Below are 22,925 nucleotides of genomic sequence, written 5' to 3'. Positions count from 1 at the left end.
TATAAAAAACACGAGAAAATAATATGAGTAAACAAGCATGGGTATTTCCCGGTCAGGGATCCCAGTCATTAGGCATGTTAAGCGAATTAGCTGCCGAGTACACTACGATTGAAGAAACGTTTAAACAAGCTAGTGATGCCTTAGGATATGACTTATGGCAAGTTGTGAATGAAGACCAAGATAAACTGAATCAAACTCATATCACCCAGCCCGCACTATTAACAGCAAGTTTTGCAATATTTAAGGTGTTACAAGAATGTGGCGTTGAACTTCCAGCCTACGTTGCAGGCCATAGTTTGGGCGAGTATTCGGCATTAGTTTGTGCAGGCGTTATTGATTTTTCTGATGCAGTAAAATTGGTTGAAGCTAGGGGCCAGTTTATGCAACAAGCTGTTCCTGCCGGTGTAGGTGCTATGTATGCAATCATTGGTTTAGATGACGATAAAGTTATTAGTAGTTGTGAGCAGGCGCAAAAAGACTCAGGTGAAGTTGTCGCTGCGGTGAACTTTAACTCTCCAGGTCAAGTGGTCATCGCTGGTAATAAAGATGCTGCTGAAAAGGCTGCTGCTTTATGTAAAACAGAAGGCGCCAAACGTGCTTTGCCATTATCAGTTAGTGTGCCGTCTCATTGTGCACTAATGAAACCGGCAGCTGATCAATTAGCGACCTTACTCAATGAAATCACCTTTAATGCACCTAAAGTACCGGTAATCAATAATGTTGATGTAGCGATGGAACTTGATCCTCAAGCCATTAAAAAAGCACTGGTTCAACAATTATATAGTCCTGTTCGTTGGACCGAAACTGTTAACAAATTAGCAGAACTAGAAGTTGAAACATTACTAGAAGTTGGTCCAGGTAAGGTATTAACGGGTTTAGTAAAACGTATAAACAAAAGTCTTAGTGGACAAGCAATCAACACGGTTGAAGCTGTTAGTTCATTAAAATAATAAACAATAGATAGAGAGAAACTATGTCTAATTTAAATGGCAGCATTGCGTTAGTTACCGGTGCAAGTAGAGGGATTGGACGTGCTATTGCTGAGCAGTTAGTGGCAGACGGCGCGACTGTAATCGGTACTGCAACATCAGAAAATGGTGCACAGGCGATTAGCGAATATTTAGGAGAAAATGGCACGGGTAAGGTACTAAATGTATCTGATGCTGATTCTATGCAAAACTTGCTTAAAGACATTCAAGATAATCATGGTGCAATCGACATTTTGATCAACAATGCCGGCATTACGCGAGACAACTTGTTGATGCGTATGAAAGATGACGAATGGCAAGATATTATGGATACCAACCTGACTTCTATCTTCAGAATGTCAAAAGCAGTTTTACGTGGCATGATGAAAAAGCGTAAAGGTCGTATCATTAATGTTGGCTCAGTTGTTGGTAGTACTGGTAACGCTGGACAAGCCAACTATGCTGCGGCTAAAGCGGGGGTGATTGGTTTCAGTAAATCTATGGCTCGTGAAGTTGCTTCAAGAGGCATCACGGTTAATGTTGTTGCACCTGGTTTTATTGATACAGATATGACTAAATCATTAACCGATGAGCAAAAAGAAAGTATTTTTAAAGATATTCCAGCTAACCGTTTAGGTGATCCTAAAGAGATCGCAGCAACGGTAGGTTTTTTAGCCAGTGATAGTGCAGCATATATCACCGGTGAGACGATACATGTCAATGGCGGCATGCATATGGGGTAACTCATTATTTTGGTATTACATGTGATGCCAAACATTAATGAGACAATTTTTTATACGGAGAGTGGTAAGACCAGAAGAAAAGTTGATTGTCTTGCTTGCAAGCATCAACTTAGCTGAATACACTACCCGCAAATTTGAATCTAGCCACTTTGAAGGATAACTAGAATTATGAGCAACATCGAAGAACGCGTTAAAAAAATAATCATTGAACAATTGGGCGTAAAAGAAGAAGAAGTAAAGTCTGAAGCTTCTTTCGTTGACGACCTAGGTGCTGATTCACTTGATACTGTGGAATTAGTAATGGCTCTTGAAGAAGAGTTTGATACTGAAATCCCTGATGAAGAAGCAGAAAAAATCACAACTGTTAAATCAGCAGTTGATTATGTTAACGCTAATAAAGACGCGTAAGCTTAATTAATACTAAAACGGCTCATTCTGAGCCGTTTTTTTTTCATTTATTTTTATCTATCTATAGTCGGAGTCCAATGTGTCCAAACGTCGCGTTGTAGTGACTGGTCTTGGCATGCTTTCTCCTGTTGGCAATGATGTTGAATCTTCTTGGACAAACATTCTTGCCGGAAAAAGCGGTATCGCACCAATTACATCTTTTGATTCAAGTGCCTTTTCAACTCGATTTGCTGGTGAAGTAAAAAACTTCGACGTTGAAAAATATATTCCCAAAAAAGAAACTAAAAAAATGGATAGGTTTATCCAGTTAGGTATTGCTGCTGGAAAACAAGCTTTAGATGATTCAGGAATTAAAGTAACTGAGCAAAATGCCTCTAGAATCGGTGTTGCTATTGGTTCTGGTATCGGTGGTTTAGGTTTAATTCAAGATAATCACAGTCGAATGCTGGAATCAGGTCCAAGAAAAATATCTCCATTTTTTGTCCCCGCTACAATAACTAATATGGTTTCTGGATTTTTTAGTATATTTGAAGGGCTAAAAGGTCCAAATATTAACGTAGTGACGGCTTGTACTACGGGTGTTCACAATATCGGTGTGGCGGCGCGTATGATCGCCTATGGTGACGCAGACGCAATGATATGTGGCGGTGCTGAGTCTACGGTTTGCGAGTTAGGGATTGGTGGTTTTGCTGCAGCACGTGCATTATCTAATCGTAATGACGAACCTGAAAAAGCCAGTCGTCCTTGGGACAAGGATCGTGATGGTTTTGTTTTAGGTGAAGGAGCCGGTGTTGTCATGCTAGAAGACTATGACAGTGCTATAGCTCGTGGGGCAACTATCTATTCAGAATTAGTTGGTTTTGGTATGAGTGGAGATGCACACCATATGACATCTCCTCCAGTGGACGGAGAAGGCGCTGCTGCTGCGATGCAAAATTCGATCAACGATGCAAACATTAGCCCTAGTGAAATTGGTTACGTTAATGCACATGGCACTTCAACTCCCGCTGGAGATGTAGCAGAAGTCGCTGCAGTTAAAAGTGTTTTTGCCGAACATGCATCAGAATTGTTAGTGAGTTCTACGAAATCAATGACCGGGCATTTATTGGGTGCTGCAGGCTCTGTAGAAGCCATTTTTACTATTTTGGCTCTACGAGACCAAATTGCGCCACCTACCATTAACTTGGATAATCCTGGTGAAGGCTGTGATTTAGATTTTGTAGCCCACGAAGCCAAACCAAAGACCATGGAATATGCTTTATGTAATTCTTTTGGTTTTGGCGGTACAAACGGCTCTTTATTGTTTAAAAAAGCTTAAACTGGTTTTTCAATAAAATATTGGTCTGTTAACATGGGACTCGGATTTATCCGAGTCTTTTTATTTCACGGAGCCTTAATTACATGATTGTAAACGGTCGCTATCAAACCGATATTGACATTGCAGACCGAGCCCTTCAGTACGGTGATGGCTGTTTTACAACCATAGCATTTCGAAATGGATGTTTAGAGTTTTTAGCGCAGCACATTCAACGATTACAAAAAGCTTGCGGCATTCTTTATTTAGAATTTTCCAAATGGAAAACGCTAGAAGCACAAATTAATCAATCTGTTAGTGATAAATACGATTGTGTGGTGAAGGTTATCATCAGTCGAGGAGCTGGCGGGCGAGGGTATTCACCTCAAGGGTGTCGTCAGCCTAAATTTATTATTACTCATCATGAAATCCCAGCACACTACCAAGCTTGGCAATTAAACGGGTTAGCGCTTACGGTAAGTCCCATTTTATTAGCAAAACAACCTATTTTGGCGGGTATTAAACATCTAAATCGATTAGAGCAAGTTTTAATAAAACAACATTTAGGGGCCACTGAGTTTCCTGATGCGTTGGTTTTCGACACAGACGGAGCGTTAGTAGAAACGTCGGTAGGAAACGTGTTTTGGAAAAGTAATGATGTATGGTACACGCCTGACCTGTCAAACAGTGGGGTAGAAGGGGTGATCCGAAACCAAGTGATTAGTCTTATGAAAAACAATGGCTTAGATGTGAATATTGTTCAGCATTCCTTGCCAGACTTAGCTAATTTGCAAGAGATGTTTATTTGTAATTCGTTAATGAAAGTGGTGCCTGTGAGTCATTGGTGCAAAGAAAATGAAGATGTAAAGATAACAATACAATCTAATGAACAAACTAGATTGATCCAGTCTTGGCTGAATCAAATAAATCACACTTCGGTGAAATCTATTGAAACTAATTAAATATTTATTATTTGTAGTGCTCTTATGCGGGTTGAGTGTTTGCGCCGCTTTGTATTATTTTGAACAAGGGGTTCATAACCCTATTAATGTTCAACAGCCCACTATGTTTCAAGTTAAATCAGGCCAGTCTGCCAAAGGTTTGCTTAATCGATTAAAAACCACAGGTGTAATAGAACAAAACATAGGATTAAAGGTAAGGCTTAAATTACAACCTGACTTAACTAAAGTGAAAATTGGCACCTATGAGTTGTTGCCAAGCATGACAGGGCTAGAGCTTTTAGAACTATTTTCAAGTGGTAAAGAGATCCAGTTTTCAATTAGTTTGGTAGAAGGTTTACGTTGGAAAGATTGGATGTCGAAGTTAGCCAGTGATCCTAAACTAACTGCAAAGACCTCTTTATCAAGAGATTCTGATACTTTTTTAAAAAGTTTGCCTTACACCTCTTTAGAAGGGTTATTGCTACCCGATACCTATTCCTTTACCCAAAATACACCTGCAATTAATGTTGTGAAGCGAGCTTATCAAGACATGCAAAAGTATTTAGATGAAGCTTGGCTAAATAGAGCATTAGATCTACCTTACGAAACGTCTTATGAAGCGTTAATTATGGCTTCAATTGTAGAAAAAGAAACGGGGGTCGCAGCAGAAAGACCTAGAATAGCTGGCGTATTTGTTAATCGACTGAATCAAAATATGCGTTTACAAACCGATCCTACTGTAATTTATGGGATGGGCGAAGGTTTTGATGGTGATATAAGACGTAAAGATTTAAAAACCCGTACCGCTTACAATACCTATGTGATTAAAGGTCTACCTCCAACACCTATTGCTATGCCAAGTAAATTAGCCATAGATGCAGCGCTCAATCCAATGGAAACAGATGATCTCTATTTTGTTTCCAAAGGAGACGGCACACACAAGTTTTCAGAAACATTGCAAGAGCACAACTTAGCAGTGAGAAAATATCAATTAAAGAAGTAAGAGAGCCGATTTTGCAAACAAAAGGTAAGTTTATCGTTATCGAAGGATTAGAAGGCGCAGGTAAAAGCACTGCGGTTTCTATTATTAGTGATGCTATAACGTCAGCAGGACATACTTTAGTTAACACTCGAGAACCAGGTGGAACGGCTATGGCTGAGGCCATTCGCGAATGCGTCAAGAGTGATTGGAAAGATGAAAAAGTAACAGTGGAAGCTGAACTTTTATTGATGTACGCGGCTAGAGTGCAATTAGTAAAAAATGTGATCTTACCTAATCTTGAACAAGGACATTGGGTGTTGGGTGATCGACATGATATGTCATCACGAGCATACCAAGGTGGTGGTAGAAAAATTAATTCGGATATGATCGAATCGTTACGTACCATTACCCTTAATGGGTTCGAACCCGACTTTACCTTGTATTTAGATGTTGAACCTAAAGAAGGGTTAAAACGTGCCAAAGGTCGTGGAGAATTAGATCGAATAGAACAAGAAGATTTAAGTTTCTTTGAACGTACAAGAGATAAATATCTGGCAATGGCAAAACAAGATAAGAATTGTGTGGTGATAAATACTATGCAAGATATGCAGGATGTTCATAAAGACATCAAATTAGCCATTCAGCAGTTTTTGGGGTAAGTCGTGTATCCTTGGTTAGCTTCTACATTTACCCAACTCAGTGCACGGTTGGCGGCAACAAAGCTACATCATGCTATGTTAATTCAAGGTCCCTCCGGCTTAGGAAAAACGTATTTTACTCAGCAGTTAGCACAACTTTTATTGTGTGCAAAACGTCAACATGGTACAGCTTGCGGAGCTTGCCAAGCATGTATGTTATATCAATCGGGGACTCACCCTGATTTACATCTAGTTGAGTCAGAAAAACAGATAGGCGTTGACCAAATTAGAGACGCTATTAAAAAGTTGACGGGGTCGGCTCAAATGTCTGGTGCCAAGGTTCTTATTATTCAGCAGGCAGATTCAATGACTGAGTCTAGTGCCAATGCGCTTTTAAAAACTTTAGAAGAACCGACAGCACATACTTATTTGTTACTGACCACTGACAAGACAGAACGTATATTACCCACTATTAAAAGCCGATGTGAAAAGCTTGTGTTACCTCTTCCTGATTTAGATATGTGTATTAATTGGGTCGCTACACAGTTTAACGGTGAGATAGACCGCAACTTTGCAAAGTTGTTTTCTTCTCGCCCATTAGCATTATTAGCCGAACTAGAGCAGGAACAAGGATTCACCTTTCATGACTTTACTAAAGGTTTAACTGCGCTTAGCTCGGGGCACATAACAGCCGTTGCTCTAGCTGCTAGTTGGCAAGAACATATTGAAAAAGTACTAAAGTGGCTACAGTTTTGGATCCGAGAGCAATTTGAAGAAGTGAAAGCTGATCAAGTTATTTTATTTAGATTAAATGAACAAGCCATAAAAACCTCGGGGATTTTACAAAATCCCGGTGTAAACAAATTATTATTAATTACTGAGTTACTGACTCAGGTTTCAAAAATCAACATTAGATAAAGTCATTAGGAAATTTTCGTGTTTGTAGATTCACACTGCCATTTAGATAGATTAGATAAATCACCTGAAGAATTAGCTGAAGTTCTTAAATTTGCACGTAATAGAGGTGTAGAGCACTTTTTATGTGTATGTGTGTCGGTTAACGATTATCCAAGTATGTTAAAAGCCGTAGATGATTTTGATGATGTGTCAGTATCCTGTGGCGTACATCCATTACATCAAGAAGAAGCGTGTGAATTTAATGAGCTGTTGGCGATGGCCGATAGTGAAAAAGTTGTGGCGATTGGTGAAACAGGTTTAGATTATTTTTATAGCGCCGAAACCAAAGAAGTGCAGCTAAAATCATTTGTTGATCATATTAAAGTGGCCAACCAATTGAACAAACCTTTGATTATTCATACTCGCGATGCCAAAGAAGATACATTAAATTTGTTAAGAGAACATAAAGCCCCTGAAACAACAGGTGTACTCCATTGTTTTACGGAAGATTGGCCAATGGCTCAAGCTGCAATAGAGTTAGGTTTCTATATTTCTATTTCAGGCATAGTAACCTTTAAAACGGCTACTGAATTACAAGAGGTGGTAAAACAAATCCCACTGGAAAAGTTACTCATAGAAACAGATTCTCCTTGGCTTGCCCCCGTGCCGTATCGCGGTAAAAAGAACCAACCGGGTTACGTACGTGAAGTAGGGGAGTTTATAGCTCAGCTAAAAGGTATATCTGTAGATGAGCTAGCAAAAGTGACCACTCAAAACTTTTATGATTTGTTTAAGGTGAAATAACTTAACTATCTAATTTCCTTAATTAACTATATTCACCATTAACTACAACACTTCTTAAATTTCTTTCTGCTGCCACAAGGGCAGGGATCGTTTCTTTGCGGTTTTATCTCTCCTGTACCTTCTAACATAGTGCCAGTGGTGTAATACCATTGGTTATCTTCTAATTCAAAATCTGATAATTCGTGCATTACATAAAATAATTTATCAACTTTGTAATAAGCTTTAAACTCGACTTGTGCAGTATAGTCATTTGCAACATGTTGGATCACATCTAAAGATAACCATTGGGTACCTTCAGCGCTTTTTTGAAGCGTAAGGCTGGTTAAGTCTTTACGTTGTTCTTTTCCATAGGTTTTTAATATGTAATCAAAATCTTCCAACACGTATGCGCTAAAACGAGATCGCATTAACGCTTCTGCATTCGAGGGCTGTGCTAAGTTTTGAAGAAAAGGTTGGCAACAAGTCGTAAAGGATAACGAGTTGCCACAATAACATTGGGAGGGTAAGTCACGCATATAGTAAAAATAAGTCTTGGCTGAATGGATGGTTCAGCCTAGAGGATCTCTGTTGAGAGAGTCAAATCATTTTCAGAATAGATCTTTACCATGGACCATGAACCACATTATTTTGCAGATCTTCTTGGTGTAGCAAGTTAATCAATGTCACATTGTGTTCATTACAAAGTTGTTTAAGGCGTTTAAAGCTCACTTCATCTAAAGCCAGTTGTTCAACAAACAAACGTGAACATTGACCACTGGTGACAATCTTATCTAACCAGCCAATTAAAACGGATTGCTCTGGTTTAGGAAGTCTTATACTGCACGTTTCTTTCTCACTAAATCGAATTGTATTTGCTAGTAAGTATGTCCATTTTTGTGGTGACAAATAGTCTTGTTTAGCAAACTGTTTTGATCCATTAACCGATACATTTAAGCTAGAAGAGGGAAGAGCGTTATGTGAAATTGCATGTACACTTGCCATAATTTAATTCTCAGTAGTGATGTTATATACAGTGGTTGGATATACAGTAGTACTGTATAAATAATCATGCAAGTGTTTTTTTCTATTTTTAGCTAATTTTTATACAGAAGTGTGATGAACTAGCTAAGTGGCTTTGATATTCAAAAAGCTAATAGCTCTATAAAAAAGCGCTTGCAGCGTTGTTGATTAATCTCGCGCTCCATAAAACTAAGCAGGCGCATAGGTTTTTGATTATTGCTGCACGCACACTATTGCAAGGTATGAATGCAGCAATTACATGAGTAGTTATATGCGAGAGTTTATTTCTTCTAGGGGTTTGCCTTTTGTTTCAGGCATTAACTTAATAACAAATACTAATTGTAAAACCATCATGAAGGTAAAAAACAAAAATATTTGATTAGGTTCGAATACAATTAAAAAGTAAGGCATGACTAAGGTAATGATAGCTGCAAGCACCTAATGAGTGCCAGTTCCAACTCCTTGTCCTTTTGAGCGTACACTTTTCAAAAATATTTCCGCTACAAATTTATGTGATTTTCTACCAAGCAATATTATGTATTTGTTTAATTTGAGTGTTTATTCTTAAACAGGGAGCGAGATATTTATTAAAAATTTATTGGTGACCTTAATCAATACTTTGATTTTGTTGTTGAGCGCGATATTTACTTGGAGAAACGCCAAACGTCTTTTTAAATTGTTTTGAAAACTGGTAAATATCAGGGTAACCCACTTCCACGGCAATACTACCAAGTCTCATTTGGGCATTGAATAATAATCGTTGAGCTATGGCCATACGTTTACGGATAACATATTGGCTTATATTCGTATCAAAAAAGAATTTAAATTGATGACATAAATAACTTCTAGAAACGCCAGCTAACCCAGCTAAATCATCCAAAACTATCGGTTCATTAAAGTGTTGATCAAGGTAGTGTTTTACTGCCAAAAAACCAGTAGGAATTTTCATGATTGGATTTTTTGTGTCTAATTGTTTTGCGATGGAGCGTGCCCAGTTTTGAAAAAGGTTTTGTAAAATAATGGGATCATGTTGTGAAGGATTAACCATCTCGTCCATCATGCTTTGCAGATGAGAGAGCATGATTGAGTCATCGCTTAATGTCAGAGGCGTATTTACCGGTAATAAATTATCATCAATTTGTAAACCAACCCAAGTGCCCTCAACGTGCATCCATGAATGTAATTCCACACCTGGTTTTGTCGCCCAACTAAAAAACTGTTTTGTACCTGTTGGCCAAATCATTAAGGTATTGGCCGGAACCGAAGCGGTATTTTGTTGTTGATCGAGTCGTGCGGGATGGTGAAACAACATGATCAACCAGTCGCCGGTACCATAGGGTCTATCAACATTCGCATTTACCATGGGTTCGTAAATACCAATACCTCTAATGGTCATTAGAGATTGTGGCTGAAGTTCATCACCAAACCATTTTCGTGTGACTTTACCTTGTTGGCCCTCTAATGACGTGTTCCAGCGCAAATAATCCGGTGGTGTTTTATTCTTTTTCATTCACGTTTTATCAGTGTTGTCTTTACAAGAAATTACAACCTATCACAAAATATTGGCAATACTTACCATTTTAGTCGTGAACCTATGAGGTAGAATCTAAATACATGCCAAGTTTTCTAAAGCGAAAGCTTATTATTGGAGTATGTAAAATTGATAAAGAAATCAATTTTTAACGTCGTTAATAATGTTTAAATACGCCTCGTCTAACAATTCATGAAAGAATGAAATGAATATAAATACCTAAGGTCTATGAATTATGACAAAAAAGGTTTTACTACTGCTTGTTGCTTGTTTGTTAGGTGCTTGTAATAAATTGCCAAAAGAAATACAGCATAAAACTGAAATAGGTGATGGCTCCGTTCAAACACAGGGATTAAGTGACCCGGTAGATTATGTTTGGCCATGGTTAGATTCGGCAAATTCTCGTTGGTTTTATTTTAATTCTGCAACGCGTCCTTTTGGTATGGTGAATCTAAGTCCTGACACTGAAATAAATGGCGCATGGGGAAGTGGTTATCGCTACAACACCCTTGAAGTTAAAGGTTTTAATCATGTACATGCTTGGCAGTTGTCCGGCTTATCGGTTATGCCTGTCTCCTCTGAAAACTCGATTAATGACATTCGAGATGATTATTACTCTGCGTTTTCCCATGACACCGAAACCGTCAAAGCCGGTTATCACAAATTAACTTTAGACAGATATGCCATAGACGTAGAGCTTACTTCCACTACACGTGTTGGTTTTCATCGTTATACCTATGCCACCAGTGAAAATCGACAAATATTGTTTGATCTAGAAGGGAAATTTGGCCCGGTTGATCTCACAAAAGGGGCGTTTACCCAGGTAAACAAACGAACATTTAGTGGTTATGTAGTGAATCAACCTACCAGACGTCGACCTAGACCCACACCCATCTATTTTTATATTGAAACCAATACTGATGTAAGTGATTTACATGAACTAAAAGGGGCTGTGCTTTTAGATTTTGTGGATTCAGCTAACCCTTTATTAATGAAAGTCGCAATTTCTTATGTGGACGAACAAGGTGCTAAAAGTAATCTTGATTCAGAATTAGCCCATTGGGATTTTGATCAAGTAGTACAAACGTCTCGTAACGAGTGGAATGATTGGTTATCAAAAATAAAAGTAGAAGTTGCAAATGAAAAAGCCAAAGTCCGCTTTTACACTGACTTATTTCATAGCTTACAAGGTCGGCGTATCATTTCTGATGCCGATGGTAGGTATTCAGATCAAACAACTGAAACCCGTTTAGTAAAACAATTACCTTTGGATGAACAGGAAATACCGCAGTTTACCCATCATAATTCAGATTCATTATGGGGAGCTCAATGGACCATTCAAACATTATGGCCACTGGTTTATCCAAAGGTCGCTTCAAACTTTTCTCGTTCATTTTTACAAATGTATCAAGATGGCGGGTATATACCTAGAGGACCGTCAGGGGGAAATTACACCCACGTCATGACAGGCGCGCAAGCCACTCCGTTTTTTGTGAGCAACTACATGAAGGGTATTCGTGATCTTGATATTGAGTTGGCTTATGAAGGGCTTAAAAAGAACCATATGAGCGGCGGAACTATGGGGCGGGCGGGCTACGAACATGACAGTAGTTATTCAGGCGGACTCGAATATTATATGCAGCGGGGTTATGTTCCTTATCCATTGCCAAAGAAAAACAAAGCATTCCATCAAGATGGCGCTGGGCAAACCTTAGAGTATGCGTTTCAAGATTGGACATTAGGACAATTGGCAATGGCCATAGGTAAAACTGAGGATGCCAAATATTTCTTAAATCGCGGACAAAATTACCGTAATCTTTTTGATAACGAAACTGGTTTTATGCGCCCCAAAGATATACATGGTAAATGGTTAGCTGATTTTGACCCTTATCATTATCGTGTGGGGTTTGTAGAGTCTAATGCGTCACAAATGACTTGGTTTGTGCCACAAGATTATTCAGGTTTATCCGAACTAATGGGAGGCGAAAACAAAGCGATTGAAAAATTAAATCAAGCTTTTGAAACTGCGTCATTACAAGGCTTTACTGCTGGAAACGCTCATGATCAAGAAACCGATGAAACTAACCGTCGTGTTCCGGTTAATTATGGTAATCAACCTTCTATTCAAACCGCTTTTATTTTTAATCAACTAGGCGCACCGCATCTTACCCAGAAGTGGTCTCGTGAAGTGATAAATAAGGTTTATAGCGACGTATCCGAAAGTCAGGGATTTAATGGTGATGAAGATCAAGGTTTGATGGGATCTTTGTCAGTATTGATGAAAATTGGTTTATTCCAACTCGATGGAGGCACCACTAAAGATGCCATTTACCAAATTGGTAGCCCTGTATTTGACCGTATAACGATTGAGTTAGACTCTGAATATTATTCGGGAAAACAGTTTGTCATTGAAGTGTTTAACAACTCAGACGCAAACCCGTACGTTAAAAAAGTAACCTTAAATGGCAAAGTATTATCGCGCCATTATCTGACACATGAAGAAATTATCTCTGGGGGCATTTTACAATTAGAAATGTCCAGTACACCAAAATTAAACTAAAGAGAACATTGAATGAAAAAGTTAACAGTATTATCAGTCGTATCACTATGCATGTCATTGAGTGTGCAAGCGGCTGATTGGACATCATTATTCAACGGTAAAGATTTATCTAATTGGCAACAGTTAGGCGGAAAGGCTAAGTTTACCATTGACAATGGCGTGATAGTGGGCGAATCAAAGTCAGGTGAACCTAACAGTTTTTTAACTACCAAACAGGATTACAGTGATTTTATTTTTGAAACCGAAATCAAAATCGATGCTGGACTTAATTCAGGGATCCAATTTCGCAGTCAATCCTTAACTGATTATAACAATGGTCGGGTGCATGGATACCAAATGGAAATTGACACCAGTGATCGTAAATGGAGTGGTGGTGTTTTCGAAGAAGCGAAGCGTGGCTGGCTATATGCCGTGACACGTAATGAAGCCTGTCAAAATGCGTTTAATCTAGACGTCTGGAATCATTACCGAGTAGAAGCGATCCATAATCGAATACGGACTTGGGTGAATAAGGTTGCATGCGCAGATGTATTAGATAATCAGGAGGGCTATCAGTCTGGGTTTATTGCTTTTCAAGTACACAGCATAAAGAATAAAAATCTCGAAGGCACAAAGGTAAGGTTTCGTAATCCAAGGATCCTCACTGAAGACCTCCACAATAACCACTGGTATACGCCTTCAGAAGTGCAGGAGATAAATTACTTACCTAATCAACTATCGGCTAAACAGCAAAGTGAAGGCTGGACATTGTTGTGGGATGGCAAAACCACAAATGGTTGGAAAGGCACTAAATTAAAAGATTTTCCTCAAAAAGGATGGGACATTGATAATGGAGAATTAGTCATTTATTCATCTGGTGGCGGCAGTACCCGTAATGGCGGTGATATTGTTACGCTACAAGAATTTTCTGAATTTGAACTGGAAGTCGATTTTAAAATTACCGCTGGAGCTAACTCCGGCATTAAATACTTTGTCGATCCTAACCTTTTAAAGGAAAAAGGCGCTGCCATTGGTTTGGAATTTCAAATCTTAGATGATAAGAAACACCCGGATGCAAAAAAAGGCCATAAAGGTAACCGCACTATAGGTTCATTGTACGATTTGATCCCGGCACGTAATTTGAGTGAGCTAACTCGTAGTACTAAAAGAGTGAACTCGATTGGAGATTGGAACCGCGCTCGGATAGTCGTGAAAGGGAACAGGGTAGAGCATTGGTTAAACAATATAAAAGTAGTGGAGTATCCACGTGGCAGTCAGATTTTTAAAACGTTAGTGCAACACAGTAAATACGCAAAGTGGCCAAATTTTGGTCAGAGGGAAAAAGGGCCAATCATATTGCAAGATCACGGTGATGAAGTGCGTTTTCGATCTATAAAAGTGCGTAGTTTATAAAACTGTTTATTGATCATTTTTTATTGGGTGGATTGAATTCACCCTTGTTTTTCCGCTAAGAGGTTTCAAATGAGTCAAGCCGTAATATGTTTTGGTGAAGCAATCATTGATTTTCTAAATACCGCCACATCAAAAGAAGGGAAATTGTCACTTAATCAATTTACTCAATTTCCTGGTGGTGCACCCGCTAACGCCGCGGTAGCTGTGGCTAAATTAGGTGGTAATGCGAAATTTGTTGGGCAACTTGGCGATGATCCTTTTGGCCATTTTATCATTGACGCATTAGAAAGTTATGGGGTTGATACTTCATACACCTATATTCATCCAACAGCTAAAACAGCCTTAGCTTTTGTATTTTTAGATGAACAAGGAGAACGAACTTTTTCTTTTCATCGTGAAGCTACCGCTGATTTAGTGTTTGAAAAGTCTCAAATTGACCCTCTATGTTTGGCCCAGCCCAGTATCTTCCATTTTTGTAGTAATACTTTGACACATTCCGCCATAGCTGAAGTCACAAACGAATTTGTAGACATAGCTGTGCAACAACAAAGTACGATTAGTTTTGATGTTAATCTTAGACATAATTTATGGCAAAGTGGTGAAGCAGACAAAGAACGGGTGACGGCTTTAGTGCACAAAAGCCATATCGTTAAATTTTCTAAGGAAGAAATTGACTATCTGTGTGATGGCCAGATTTCGGTTTATATAAAAGCCTGTTTTTCCCATCAGGTTAAAGTGATATTGATCACGGATGGTGCCAATCCTGTCCAAATTATTACAGCTAATTCTCGATTATGTATTCAGCCTCCTGGGATAAAAGCTGTCGATACTACCGGTGGTGGTGACGCCTTCATTGGTGCCGTTTTGTTTGGTTTAAGCAAGTCAGCTGGACAAGCTTTGGACAATATTGAAAATCTTAAAGGTTTGGTTGAATTTGCCAGCCAATGTGGTGCTTTGGCTGTGTCGAGACAAGGTGCTTTTCCTGCATTTCCCCAATTTAGTGAAGTTGAGCGTTTCTATGAATTTTAGCAACAAAGAGTTTTTACGTAGCCATATTCAATCGATTTTGGATTTCTATTTACCAAATATTAAAGATGAGACGGGCGGCTTTTTTCATAACTTTATGGACGACGGCAGTGTGTTTGAACCTTCTAACAGACATCTCGTATCCAGTTGTCGTATGGTATGGATATTCAGTAAAGCTTATGAACTCTATGGTGATGAAAAATATTTATCCTTAGCTCAACATGGTGTGAATTATATTCGAGAGAAACACTGGGATAATACGCGACAGGGGTACAATTGGACATTAGCTGAAAACCATCAGCCTGATGATCAAACTAATCATTGTTATGGTCTGGCTTTTGTTGTTTTGAGTTTTTCAGCCGCTGCACAAGTTGGTATTAAAGGTGCGGTACAGGATATAGAAACGGCGTTTTCTATTATGGAACAAAGACTATGGGATGAGAGCATAGGTTTATATGCCGATGAAGCCACTCTAGACTGGCAAGAGGTGTCTACCTATCGTGGACAAAATGCCAACATGCATAGTTGCGAAGCCTTTATTGCTGCCTACGAAGCCACCAGTCACGACAAATATTTACAACGAGCCTACCAATTAGCTAAAACGGTCTCCGTTACACTTGCCGATAAGTCGGATGGTTTAATTTGGGAACACTTTACCCAAACCTTAGATATTGACTGGGATTTTAATAAAGACGATCCTAAAAACCTTTACCGTCCTTGGGGTTTTCAACCCGGTCATCAAACCGAGTGGACAAAACTTTTATTAACACTACACCAACACAAACCTGAAGCTTGGATGATTGAACGTTCTGAAAGTTTGTTTAATAGGGCAATGGATACCGCATGGGATGAAAAAAATGGCGGTATTTATTATGGATTTTCTCCAAAAGGTAAGATTTGTGATGATGATAAATACTTTTGGGTGCAAGCCGAATCTTTTGCGGCGGCTGCACGTTTGTTCAAAGTAACAGGCCAGGAATGTTATTCAGTTTGGTATGACCGCATTTGGGATTACGCTTGGCTACATATGGTTGATCATGAATACGGTGCTTGGTTTAGAGTATTAACCGCTGATAATAAAAAGTATTCTGAGCAAAAGTCTACTGCCGGTGGTAAATGTGATTACCACACTATTGGAGCTTGCTGGGATGTTTTACGGATCCTTTAGCGCATCCTATAACGGACCCTTTAACGTATCATTTAAACACTAGGCTTAACTATTTGAGACTAGCAATAAATCTATTTTGCCTAAAGGGTATAGATAAAGGCTGCCTATGTGGAATTATTTATTTGTCAGTGGCTTACGTTTTAAATAACGGGTGAATTTATGTCGTCGAGTACTTAGTAGAATAAGTAAAATGGCCCAATAAATTAAAGGTTCCGTCAGGTTAGACTTAACTGACCATATGAAATGCAGCGCGATAAGTCCTCCAGCTACATACACCCAGTTGTGTATTTTTTGCCACTTTCTGCCCATTTTTCTCTGTATGTTTTTAGTTGAAGTAAAGGTTAAGGTGGTTAAGATCAGTAAGGCTAAAAAACCCACTGTGATGTAAGGACGTTTGATGATCTCTGAAATGAGTAATGACCATTCAAGTTGAAGTTCGAATAATATGTAACTCGTCAAATGACATGCAGCGTAAAAAAAAGCATATAAACCTAACAATCGCCTAATACGAATAAACAATGGCTGTTTACTTTTTTTAATTAAAGGCGAGATGCATAGGGATAACAAAAGTAAATTGAACGCGCCAATGCCGGTAAAATGTAAAATAGCTTCAACTGGATCCGCTCCTAACTCATCGTTAATAGCCTGATAATACGTAATTAAAACAGGTAAAAGGCTAGCGAAATGAATAATCACTTTGGCCCAAGTAATATGCAGGGGTTTAATTAATGGCATAGTTAGTAGTGCTTGTTTAAATTTAACCCAGCATAAAGTGGCGCGACTTCTTCGTATCCATTAAATTTTAGAGTAGGGATGCGATTACGGGTTAACAATCCGCCAGAGGTTATTCTACGCTCACTGGCTTGGCTCCACCTGGGATGGTCTACCTCTGGATTTACATTCGCATAGAAGCCATATTCGTTACGTGCTAATTGATTCCATGTAGTTGGGGGCTTTTTGTCCGTGAGGCGTATTCTTACCACTGACTTTATACTTTTAAAACCATACTTCCATGGTACTACGAGTCGTATAGGTGCTCCGTTTTGAGGAGGTAAAGTTTTTCCATATAAGCCTACAGACATAAGTGTAAGGGGATGCATGGCTTCATCTAACCTTAAACCTTCAACGTAGGGATAATCGATTCCACCACCAGTAAATCGGCTTTTTTGGCCCGGCATTTGTGAAGGGTCGTGCAAAGTTTCAAAAGCCACATATTTGGCTGAACTTAACGGTTTGGCTTGTTTTATAATGCTAGCTAAAGTAAAGCCAATCCAAGGCACCACCATTGACCAAGCTTCAACACATCTAAGGCGATATGTCCGTTCTTCTAATTCAAACTTATTAAACAAGTCTTCATAGTTAAAGGTTATGGGTTTTTCAACTAGGCCATCAATTTGTAAGCTCCACGGATCCACTTTAAAGTTTTGTGCATTGGCTACTGGATCGGATTTACTGGTGCCGAATTCGTAAAAATTATTATGGCTAATGACCTTTTGTTCTGGGGTCAGTTTTTCAGAGGAGGCATATTGTGCAGGTTGAGTAAATTTAAGAGCATTAGTTTTAAATAACTGACTTTCGTCATCGCTGCCAAATATATTGAAAGCATGACTGCTTGTACTGGATAGTAACGAGCCTGCTCCAATAAACCCCATGGTTTTTAAGATTTGTCGACGATTATTAAAAACGGCTTCGTCTGTTACTTGGCTTTCCTTTATGTCACTATTTTTAACTTGTTTAATAAGCATCACAACCTACCCAGTTGAATTTTAATGGTCTCTTTATACAAAGACCTAAGGGAATTCCTAATCATTACATAACAAAAGTATCACAGCTTTCATTGGCTTAACTTAACTCAACCTAATGAATCCTGATTCGCATTGCTGGTTGGCATAAACAAAGTGGAATACAGTTTTGAGGCAAAGCCATCAGTCATGCCAGCTATGTAATCAGAAATTACTCTATGGCCATTGTTTTTCTGTTCCTCTTCGAGCCATCTTGTTTTAGTGTTGTCTGGCAATAATCGTAGCGGATCTGAACTAAAAGCTTCAAATAACTCCATCACAATTTGTTGACCTTTGTATTCTAATAGTTGTAATTCTGGTTTTAGGATCACTCTTTGGAAAACAAAACGTTTAAATACTGAAATACATTGTTGATAAAGGGCAGGGAACACGGCATTGAATACTAATAACTCGTCAGAGAATTTAGAGTCGACTTCATTAATTTCAATATTGGTAATGAAACAATTCACTAAGGCGCCAATGGCATCTTTACGTTGGTGATGTTCATTGCTAAATAGTTTTTGTGAAAGCTCTACTATATGCTGACTTAACCAACCTTCGCCTAACTTTTTGATAGGTTTAACCACTTCTTGTTCAAACTGTTGTTGATTACAAATTCCCATAACAATGGCGTCTTCGAGATCATGAATACTGTAGGCAATGTCATCTGCCAATTCCATTATTGAGCAGTCGAAGGATTTAAAGCGTGTTTTATGATGTTTGGCATTATTTGGGCTAGCTTCTGAGTGAGTGATACTTGAGAAGTGTTGCTTATCAGACTCGTTTAGAGGATCTACTAACCATTCAAAAATGTCTTGGTCACATTGATATAAACCTTTAGGTGGATGCCATTGTTGGGCTTTTATTTGCCTTTTGTTGATATTGATTTGTTCTGTTGATATCGCGTCTTGGTTAGTTAAGTTATCGATAAAGTTAGGGTATTTAACTAAACCTAGTAAGGTACGACGGGATAAATTCATGCCAGCGTCAGCAGTGTATGGTTCGAGGCGAGTGACAATTCTAAAGGTCTGACCGTTACCCTCAAATCCGCCATGCTCACGCATCATATAATTTAGTGCTACTTCACCACCATGGCCAAAGGGTGGGTGACCTATGTCATGTGCTAAACACAGTGCTTCAATTAATATATCGTTGAGGCCTAACTGTTTAGTTAATGCTGGGTATTTACCTCTTAATTGTGCGGCTATTCCTTGCCCAATTTGAGAGGCTTCTAGGGAATGGGTGAGGCGCGTACGATAGAAATCGCTCATACCAACACCTAACACTTGAGTTTTGGATTGGAGCCTTCTAAAAGCTGCAGAATGTAAAATTCGTGCTTTGTCTCTTTGAAAAGGAGTACGGTGATCACCTTCTCTTTCGGTTTTCTTCTCTAGAAATCTGCTGGTCCAAGGGTTCATTGAGGTATTAACTTATTAGGTTATGTATTAAACATCTGAACAAAGTTAGTCATATAAATCAAGCCGTTAATAATCTTCTTGGGTGATTTCATCCAGACTTAAACTAAAGCTAGGCACGTATGCCTTCATAAAATAATCCACTTCTTCTGAATGATAGTCCTTTAACAATTGAACAAGTCGTTTTTTAGCTAGTTCAAATTCTTTATTACCTGCAGACAATTCTTCTAATGTCTTTAAATAGGCGCAGATCACATCGGCCGCTTTGACAATAAAGGCGATGTCATCACTATGGTAATGATGATCGATGAGTTTGGCATAATCATCATGAAAATCTTCAGGTGCCATATTGATTAACTTTTTTTCAGCTAACTTTTCGATTTTCTTATATTCGTCGCGGATCACGGGGTTTGAGTATTTAACTGGCGTAGGCAGATCACCAGTAATTACCTCCGATACATCGTGAAACATGGCAATAGTTGCGACTTCATTTGGGTCTAACTTACCATCAAAATATTTGTTACGAATTAGCGCTAGTGAGTGGGCAACCATGGCTACTTGTAAACTATGCTCCTGGACGTTTTCAGTGCGTACATTACGCATAAGCGGCCAACGGTTGATTAATTTCATGCGAGATAAATGGGCGAAAAAATGACTTTTGATAGTGTGTAGGCTCATGAACTAGTTGACCTGTTTGTAATGAGAGAAAAACTTAGCGATGTTTTGTGAAACTGACGTTAGCAAATATACGCGGGATAAAAATGCTATTTCAAAATAACATGCTTTAGTTGAATGTGAAATGGCATATATTTGACCTTTGTTTAGTATTTTTAATGATTCATACCCATCTAATGGCCACAACTTACCATTTTCATTACGCATAAATGATACTGTGCCCATATCAGTGACATACAATTCATCAGTTTGAAGATTTGCGTCTAGAGCGTTTAAATATATTGCTGGAGAAGGGAATTCATTTTTATGAATGAATATTTTCTTCTCACCTCATTAGTTTATGCTCATGCTGGGCGTACACAAGCTTTTCTGCCGTAGCGTTCCTCGTCTAAATAAACCGCCGCTATACGCAAAATCACGACATTGATCAATGTCTATCATGACCTTCGATGATTCAATTCTCCCGGCAAAAAAGGTGCGAGTGCTAATGACTTAGCTAATACCAATCCGCATAAATAAGTGACCACTCAGAATGCATCCAGTGGGATTTTGATTAAGGTGTCGCTATGCAGTAATGGTTGCTCCCTTTCAAATGGCGAGAACGCAAAGCAAAACCCGCTGGGGCATTCCTTTCAGGCGAGTTTTAAAAGGGCCTACTCTGCGTTGCATGACTTCGAAAGAGAACAACTATTCATTCAGTCATGCGCCTTGTTTAAGCACTTTTAAACTCTCGCTGAGTGAGCACTTATTTATGTGGATTGGTATAAGATGAAAAGGGAAAGATTAAGCTCTCCCTTTTTATATATATTATTCCGCCAATGTTACCGAAATATCATCAACATAAAAATCAACTGTGGTTTCACTTGCTTCAACATAAAGGTTAGCAGAGTTTGCTTCGGTCGATATCGTATGCGTATAAGTGCCTGTTAGTTCCACCCAATCACCTGCACTTACTGTTACAGGAGCTGTCAGTTCAAGGTATTCAGTGGTACCGTCACCTTCACCGTGGTTTATTTCTAGCGTTAGCTTTATGTCAGGTTTAACGGCACTAGCATCATCAGATAACTTAACCCATACTGAAACGTTATAAGTTTCTTCCGCTGTGAATAAGCCTACAACACTTTTTGATACACCTTGCCAATTAGCTGTACGTCCTACAACCAAAGCGCTATTAGTACCAGCGTGTGCTACAGCAGTTTCTAATGTGACTGTTGCATCTCCTCGAGCGCCCCATGAACCAAGGCCATCTTCAAAATCACCATCAACAATAAGTTCAGCAGGACCAACTGGATCTTCAACAACAGGCGTAGACGGTGCTATAGAAATATCATCAACATAAAAGTCAACTGTTGTTTCACTTGCTTCAACATAAAGATTAGCAGAGTTTGCTACGGTTGATATCGTATGGGTGTAAGTACCTGTTAGTTCCACCCAATCACCTGCACTTACTGTTAGAGGAGTCGTCATTTCAAGGTATTCAGTGGTACCGTCACCTTCACCGTGGTTTATTTCTAGCGTTAGCTTTATGCTAGGCGTAACTGTACTAGCATCATCAGATAACTTAACCCATGCTGAAACGTTATAAGTTTCACTAGCGCTGAATAAGCCTACAACACTTTTTGATATACCTTGCCAATTAGCCGTACGTCCTACAACTAAAGCGCTATTGTTACCAGCGTGTGCTTCGGTGGTTTCTAATGTTACTGTTGCATCACCACGGCTTCCCCATGAATCAAGATCAGTTTCAAAATCTGTTTTAAAGAATGCAGTAGGAGTGTCTGTATCATCAGGCGTTTCTGGATCAACCTGGTCAACGGGATCAACTAAGTTTGCAGCTTCTAATGCGTCAGCGAAACCTTGTAAAGAAGGCTTAGGCGTAAAATCATCATTAAATAATAATGGCCATTCTACTGTAGGTGCAGGAAAGCTTTGTAACCAACTATCCCCATCATTAGTTCCCCAAACAGTAATACCGCCTCGTTGATCTTCAGGAACAATGTCTAAGTATGCTTGGACAATATCAAAATAATATTGCTTTTGCACTTCAGCTCTAGCAGCTGTAAATTTAGTTAAAGCTGCACCACCTTCATTGTTCATACGCACATCAAGCTCGGTAATCTTAAGTTTGATTTTTGGGCGTATATCAACCACTTTTTGAAACTGTGTTTTTATTGTGTTGATGTCAGGGCTATTAACTGTAATATGAGATTGGAAGCCTATTCCATCAATGGGTACACCATTAGCTTGCATATCATTGACCATATTAATAACACCATCTAATTTATCATTATTCCAAATCAGGTTATAATCGTTATAGTATAAATCTACATCAGCATCAGCAGCTCGAGCGGCAGTAAAGGCTTTCGGAATAAATGATTCACCTATATTTGTATACCATACAGAATCATCACCAGCAGCCGAGCCTCTATATGTACCATCTTCATTGAACGCTTCATTTACAACATCCCACGTTTCAAGCTGACCAGCGTATCGTGTTGCGATGGTTGTTACATGATTTTCCATCATGGCAACCCAAGTGTTTGTGTCTCCGGAAAAATTTCTCATCCAATCAGGTATTTGACTATGCCAAACTAATACATGGCCATGCACAGTTAAGTTATTAGCGTCAGCAAAGCTAAGTAATGCATCGGCTTTAGTAAAGTTAAAAGTAGTTTCAGATGGGTGCATAGCATCCATTTTCAT

At 38.9% G+C, this 22,925-nt stretch carries 23 protein-coding genes; 13 read left to right on the top strand and 10 right to left on the bottom strand.

Annotation, left to right across the window (positions count from 1 at the left end; all coding sequences use genetic code 11):
- The first annotated feature begins 23 nt into the window (after positions 1-23).
- From fabD to ACSHXM_RS11370, 9 genes are all read left to right on the top strand, one after another.
- On the top strand, positions 24-950 hold the full coding sequence (gene fabD / locus ACSHXM_RS11410; protein ID WP_435688896.1) for an ACP S-malonyltransferase: 927 nt from the start codon (positions 24-26) through the stop codon (positions 948-950).
- Between the two features lie 23 nt (positions 951-973).
- The gene (gene fabG, locus ACSHXM_RS11405; protein WP_435688895.1) at positions 974-1,711 is read left to right on the top strand and encodes a 3-oxoacyl-ACP reductase FabG; all 738 of its coding nucleotides are present in this window, start codon (positions 974-976) and stop codon (positions 1,709-1,711) included.
- 168 nt (positions 1,712-1,879) lie between these two features.
- Positions 1,880-2,119 (top strand): acyl carrier protein, encoded by a 240-nt coding sequence (gene acpP, locus ACSHXM_RS11400; protein ID WP_435688894.1) that lies wholly within the window; start codon positions 1,880-1,882, stop codon positions 2,117-2,119.
- 79 nt (positions 2,120-2,198) lie between these two features.
- The gene (fabF, locus tag ACSHXM_RS11395; protein WP_435688893.1) at positions 2,199-3,437 is read left to right on the top strand and encodes a beta-ketoacyl-ACP synthase II; all 1,239 of its coding nucleotides are present in this window, start codon (positions 2,199-2,201) and stop codon (positions 3,435-3,437) included.
- 83 nt (positions 3,438-3,520) lie between these two features.
- The gene (gene pabC, locus ACSHXM_RS11390; RefSeq protein ID WP_435688892.1) at positions 3,521-4,375 is read left to right on the top strand and encodes an aminodeoxychorismate lyase; all 855 of its coding nucleotides are present in this window, start codon (positions 3,521-3,523) and stop codon (positions 4,373-4,375) included.
- Entirely contained in the window at positions 4,362-5,357 is a 996-nt protein-coding gene (gene mltG, locus ACSHXM_RS11385; protein ID WP_435688891.1) for an endolytic transglycosylase MltG, read from the top strand. Before pabC ends, mltG begins: the two co-directional genes overlap by 14 nt.
- Positions 5,358-5,368: 11 nt before the next feature.
- On the top strand, positions 5,369-5,995 hold the full coding sequence (gene tmk, locus ACSHXM_RS11380) for a dTMP kinase (protein WP_435688890.1): 627 nt from the start codon (positions 5,369-5,371) through the stop codon (positions 5,993-5,995).
- Between the two features lie 3 nt (positions 5,996-5,998).
- Positions 5,999-6,892, top strand: a complete 894-nt coding sequence (gene holB, locus ACSHXM_RS11375) for a DNA polymerase III subunit delta' (RefSeq protein WP_435688889.1) — start codon at positions 5,999-6,001, stop codon at positions 6,890-6,892.
- A gap of 18 nt (positions 6,893-6,910) precedes the next feature.
- Positions 6,911-7,675 (top strand): TatD family hydrolase, encoded by a 765-nt coding sequence (locus tag ACSHXM_RS11370; RefSeq protein ID WP_435688888.1) that lies wholly within the window; start codon positions 6,911-6,913, stop codon positions 7,673-7,675.
- A 38-nt stretch (positions 7,676-7,713) separates the two neighbouring features.
- On the opposite strand, the gene ACSHXM_RS11365 is transcribed toward ACSHXM_RS11370, so the two are convergent.
- From ACSHXM_RS11365 to ACSHXM_RS11350, 4 genes are all read right to left on the bottom strand, one after another.
- Positions 7,714-8,190, bottom strand: a complete 477-nt coding sequence (locus ACSHXM_RS11365) for a YchJ family protein (RefSeq protein ID WP_435688887.1) — start codon at positions 8,188-8,190, stop codon at positions 7,714-7,716.
- Between the two features lie 85 nt (positions 8,191-8,275).
- Positions 8,276-8,656 (bottom strand): hypothetical protein, encoded by a 381-nt coding sequence (locus tag ACSHXM_RS11360; protein WP_435688886.1) that lies wholly within the window; start codon positions 8,654-8,656, stop codon positions 8,276-8,278.
- A 285-nt stretch (positions 8,657-8,941) separates the two neighbouring features.
- A complete protein-coding gene (locus ACSHXM_RS11355; RefSeq protein WP_435688885.1) occupies positions 8,942-9,112 on the bottom strand; it encodes an MFS transporter in 171 nt (56 codons plus the stop codon).
- 169 nt (positions 9,113-9,281) lie between these two features.
- Positions 9,282-10,184 carry a helix-turn-helix domain-containing protein gene (locus tag ACSHXM_RS11350; protein ID WP_435688884.1) on the bottom strand — a complete coding sequence of 301 codons (903 nt, stop codon included), beginning with the start codon at positions 10,182-10,184 and terminating at the stop codon, positions 9,282-9,284.
- A gap of 256 nt (positions 10,185-10,440) precedes the next feature.
- Here ACSHXM_RS11350 and ACSHXM_RS11345 point away from each other — a divergent pair, with 256 nt between their 5' ends.
- The 4 genes from ACSHXM_RS11345 to ACSHXM_RS11330 all read left to right on the top strand — a co-directional run bounded on the left by ACSHXM_RS11345 (position 10,441) and on the right by ACSHXM_RS11330 (position 16,351).
- Positions 10,441-12,765 carry a GH92 family glycosyl hydrolase gene (locus tag ACSHXM_RS11345; protein WP_435688883.1) on the top strand — a complete coding sequence of 775 codons (2,325 nt, stop codon included), beginning with the start codon at positions 10,441-10,443 and terminating at the stop codon, positions 12,763-12,765.
- A 12-nt stretch (positions 12,766-12,777) separates the two neighbouring features.
- Entirely contained in the window at positions 12,778-14,157 is a 1,380-nt protein-coding gene (locus tag ACSHXM_RS11340; RefSeq protein ID WP_435688882.1) for a 3-keto-disaccharide hydrolase, read from the top strand.
- A 69-nt stretch (positions 14,158-14,226) separates the two neighbouring features.
- A complete protein-coding gene (locus ACSHXM_RS11335) occupies positions 14,227-15,186 on the top strand; it encodes a carbohydrate kinase family protein (protein ID WP_435688881.1) in 960 nt (319 codons plus the stop codon).
- Complete coding sequence (locus ACSHXM_RS11330; RefSeq protein WP_435688880.1) at positions 15,176-16,351, top strand: AGE family epimerase/isomerase; 1,176 nt, start codon at positions 15,176-15,178, stop codon at positions 16,349-16,351. The genes ACSHXM_RS11335 and ACSHXM_RS11330 overlap by 11 nt, the downstream gene beginning before the upstream one ends.
- A gap of 114 nt (positions 16,352-16,465) precedes the next feature.
- Here the strand turns inward: ACSHXM_RS11330 and msrQ are convergent, their stop codons facing one another.
- The 6 genes from msrQ to ACSHXM_RS11300 all read right to left on the bottom strand — a co-directional run.
- Positions 16,466-17,086: a protein-methionine-sulfoxide reductase heme-binding subunit MsrQ gene (msrQ, locus tag ACSHXM_RS11325; RefSeq protein ID WP_435688879.1), complete on the bottom strand. Its 621-nt coding sequence runs from the start codon at positions 17,084-17,086 to the stop codon at positions 16,466-16,468.
- Between the two features lie 2 nt (positions 17,087-17,088).
- Complete coding sequence (gene msrP / locus ACSHXM_RS11320) at positions 17,089-18,096, bottom strand: protein-methionine-sulfoxide reductase catalytic subunit MsrP (RefSeq protein WP_435688878.1); 1,008 nt, start codon at positions 18,094-18,096, stop codon at positions 17,089-17,091.
- 107 nt (positions 18,097-18,203) lie between these two features.
- Positions 18,204-19,550 (bottom strand): anti-phage deoxyguanosine triphosphatase, encoded by a 1,347-nt coding sequence (locus tag ACSHXM_RS11315; RefSeq protein WP_435688877.1) that lies wholly within the window; start codon positions 19,548-19,550, stop codon positions 18,204-18,206.
- A 66-nt stretch (positions 19,551-19,616) separates the two neighbouring features.
- Positions 19,617-20,225 (bottom strand): 5'-deoxynucleotidase, encoded by a 609-nt coding sequence (gene yfbR / locus ACSHXM_RS11310; RefSeq protein WP_435688876.1) that lies wholly within the window; start codon positions 20,223-20,225, stop codon positions 19,617-19,619.
- Positions 20,226-20,228: 3 nt separating this feature from the next.
- Positions 20,229-20,447, bottom strand: coding sequence for a hypothetical protein (locus ACSHXM_RS11305; RefSeq protein ID WP_435688875.1), 219 nt, complete (start codon positions 20,445-20,447; stop codon positions 20,229-20,231).
- Between the two features lie 582 nt (positions 20,448-21,029).
- On the bottom strand, positions 21,030-22,925 hold a 1,896-nt coding region (locus ACSHXM_RS11300), incomplete at its 5' end, for an endo-1,4-beta-xylanase (protein WP_435688874.1).

Source organism: Paraglaciecola sp. (assembly GCF_051252315.1).
GTDB lineage: Bacteria > Pseudomonadota > Gammaproteobacteria > Enterobacterales > Alteromonadaceae > Paraglaciecola.
This window is presented reverse-complemented; position numbering and strand designations above follow the sequence as displayed.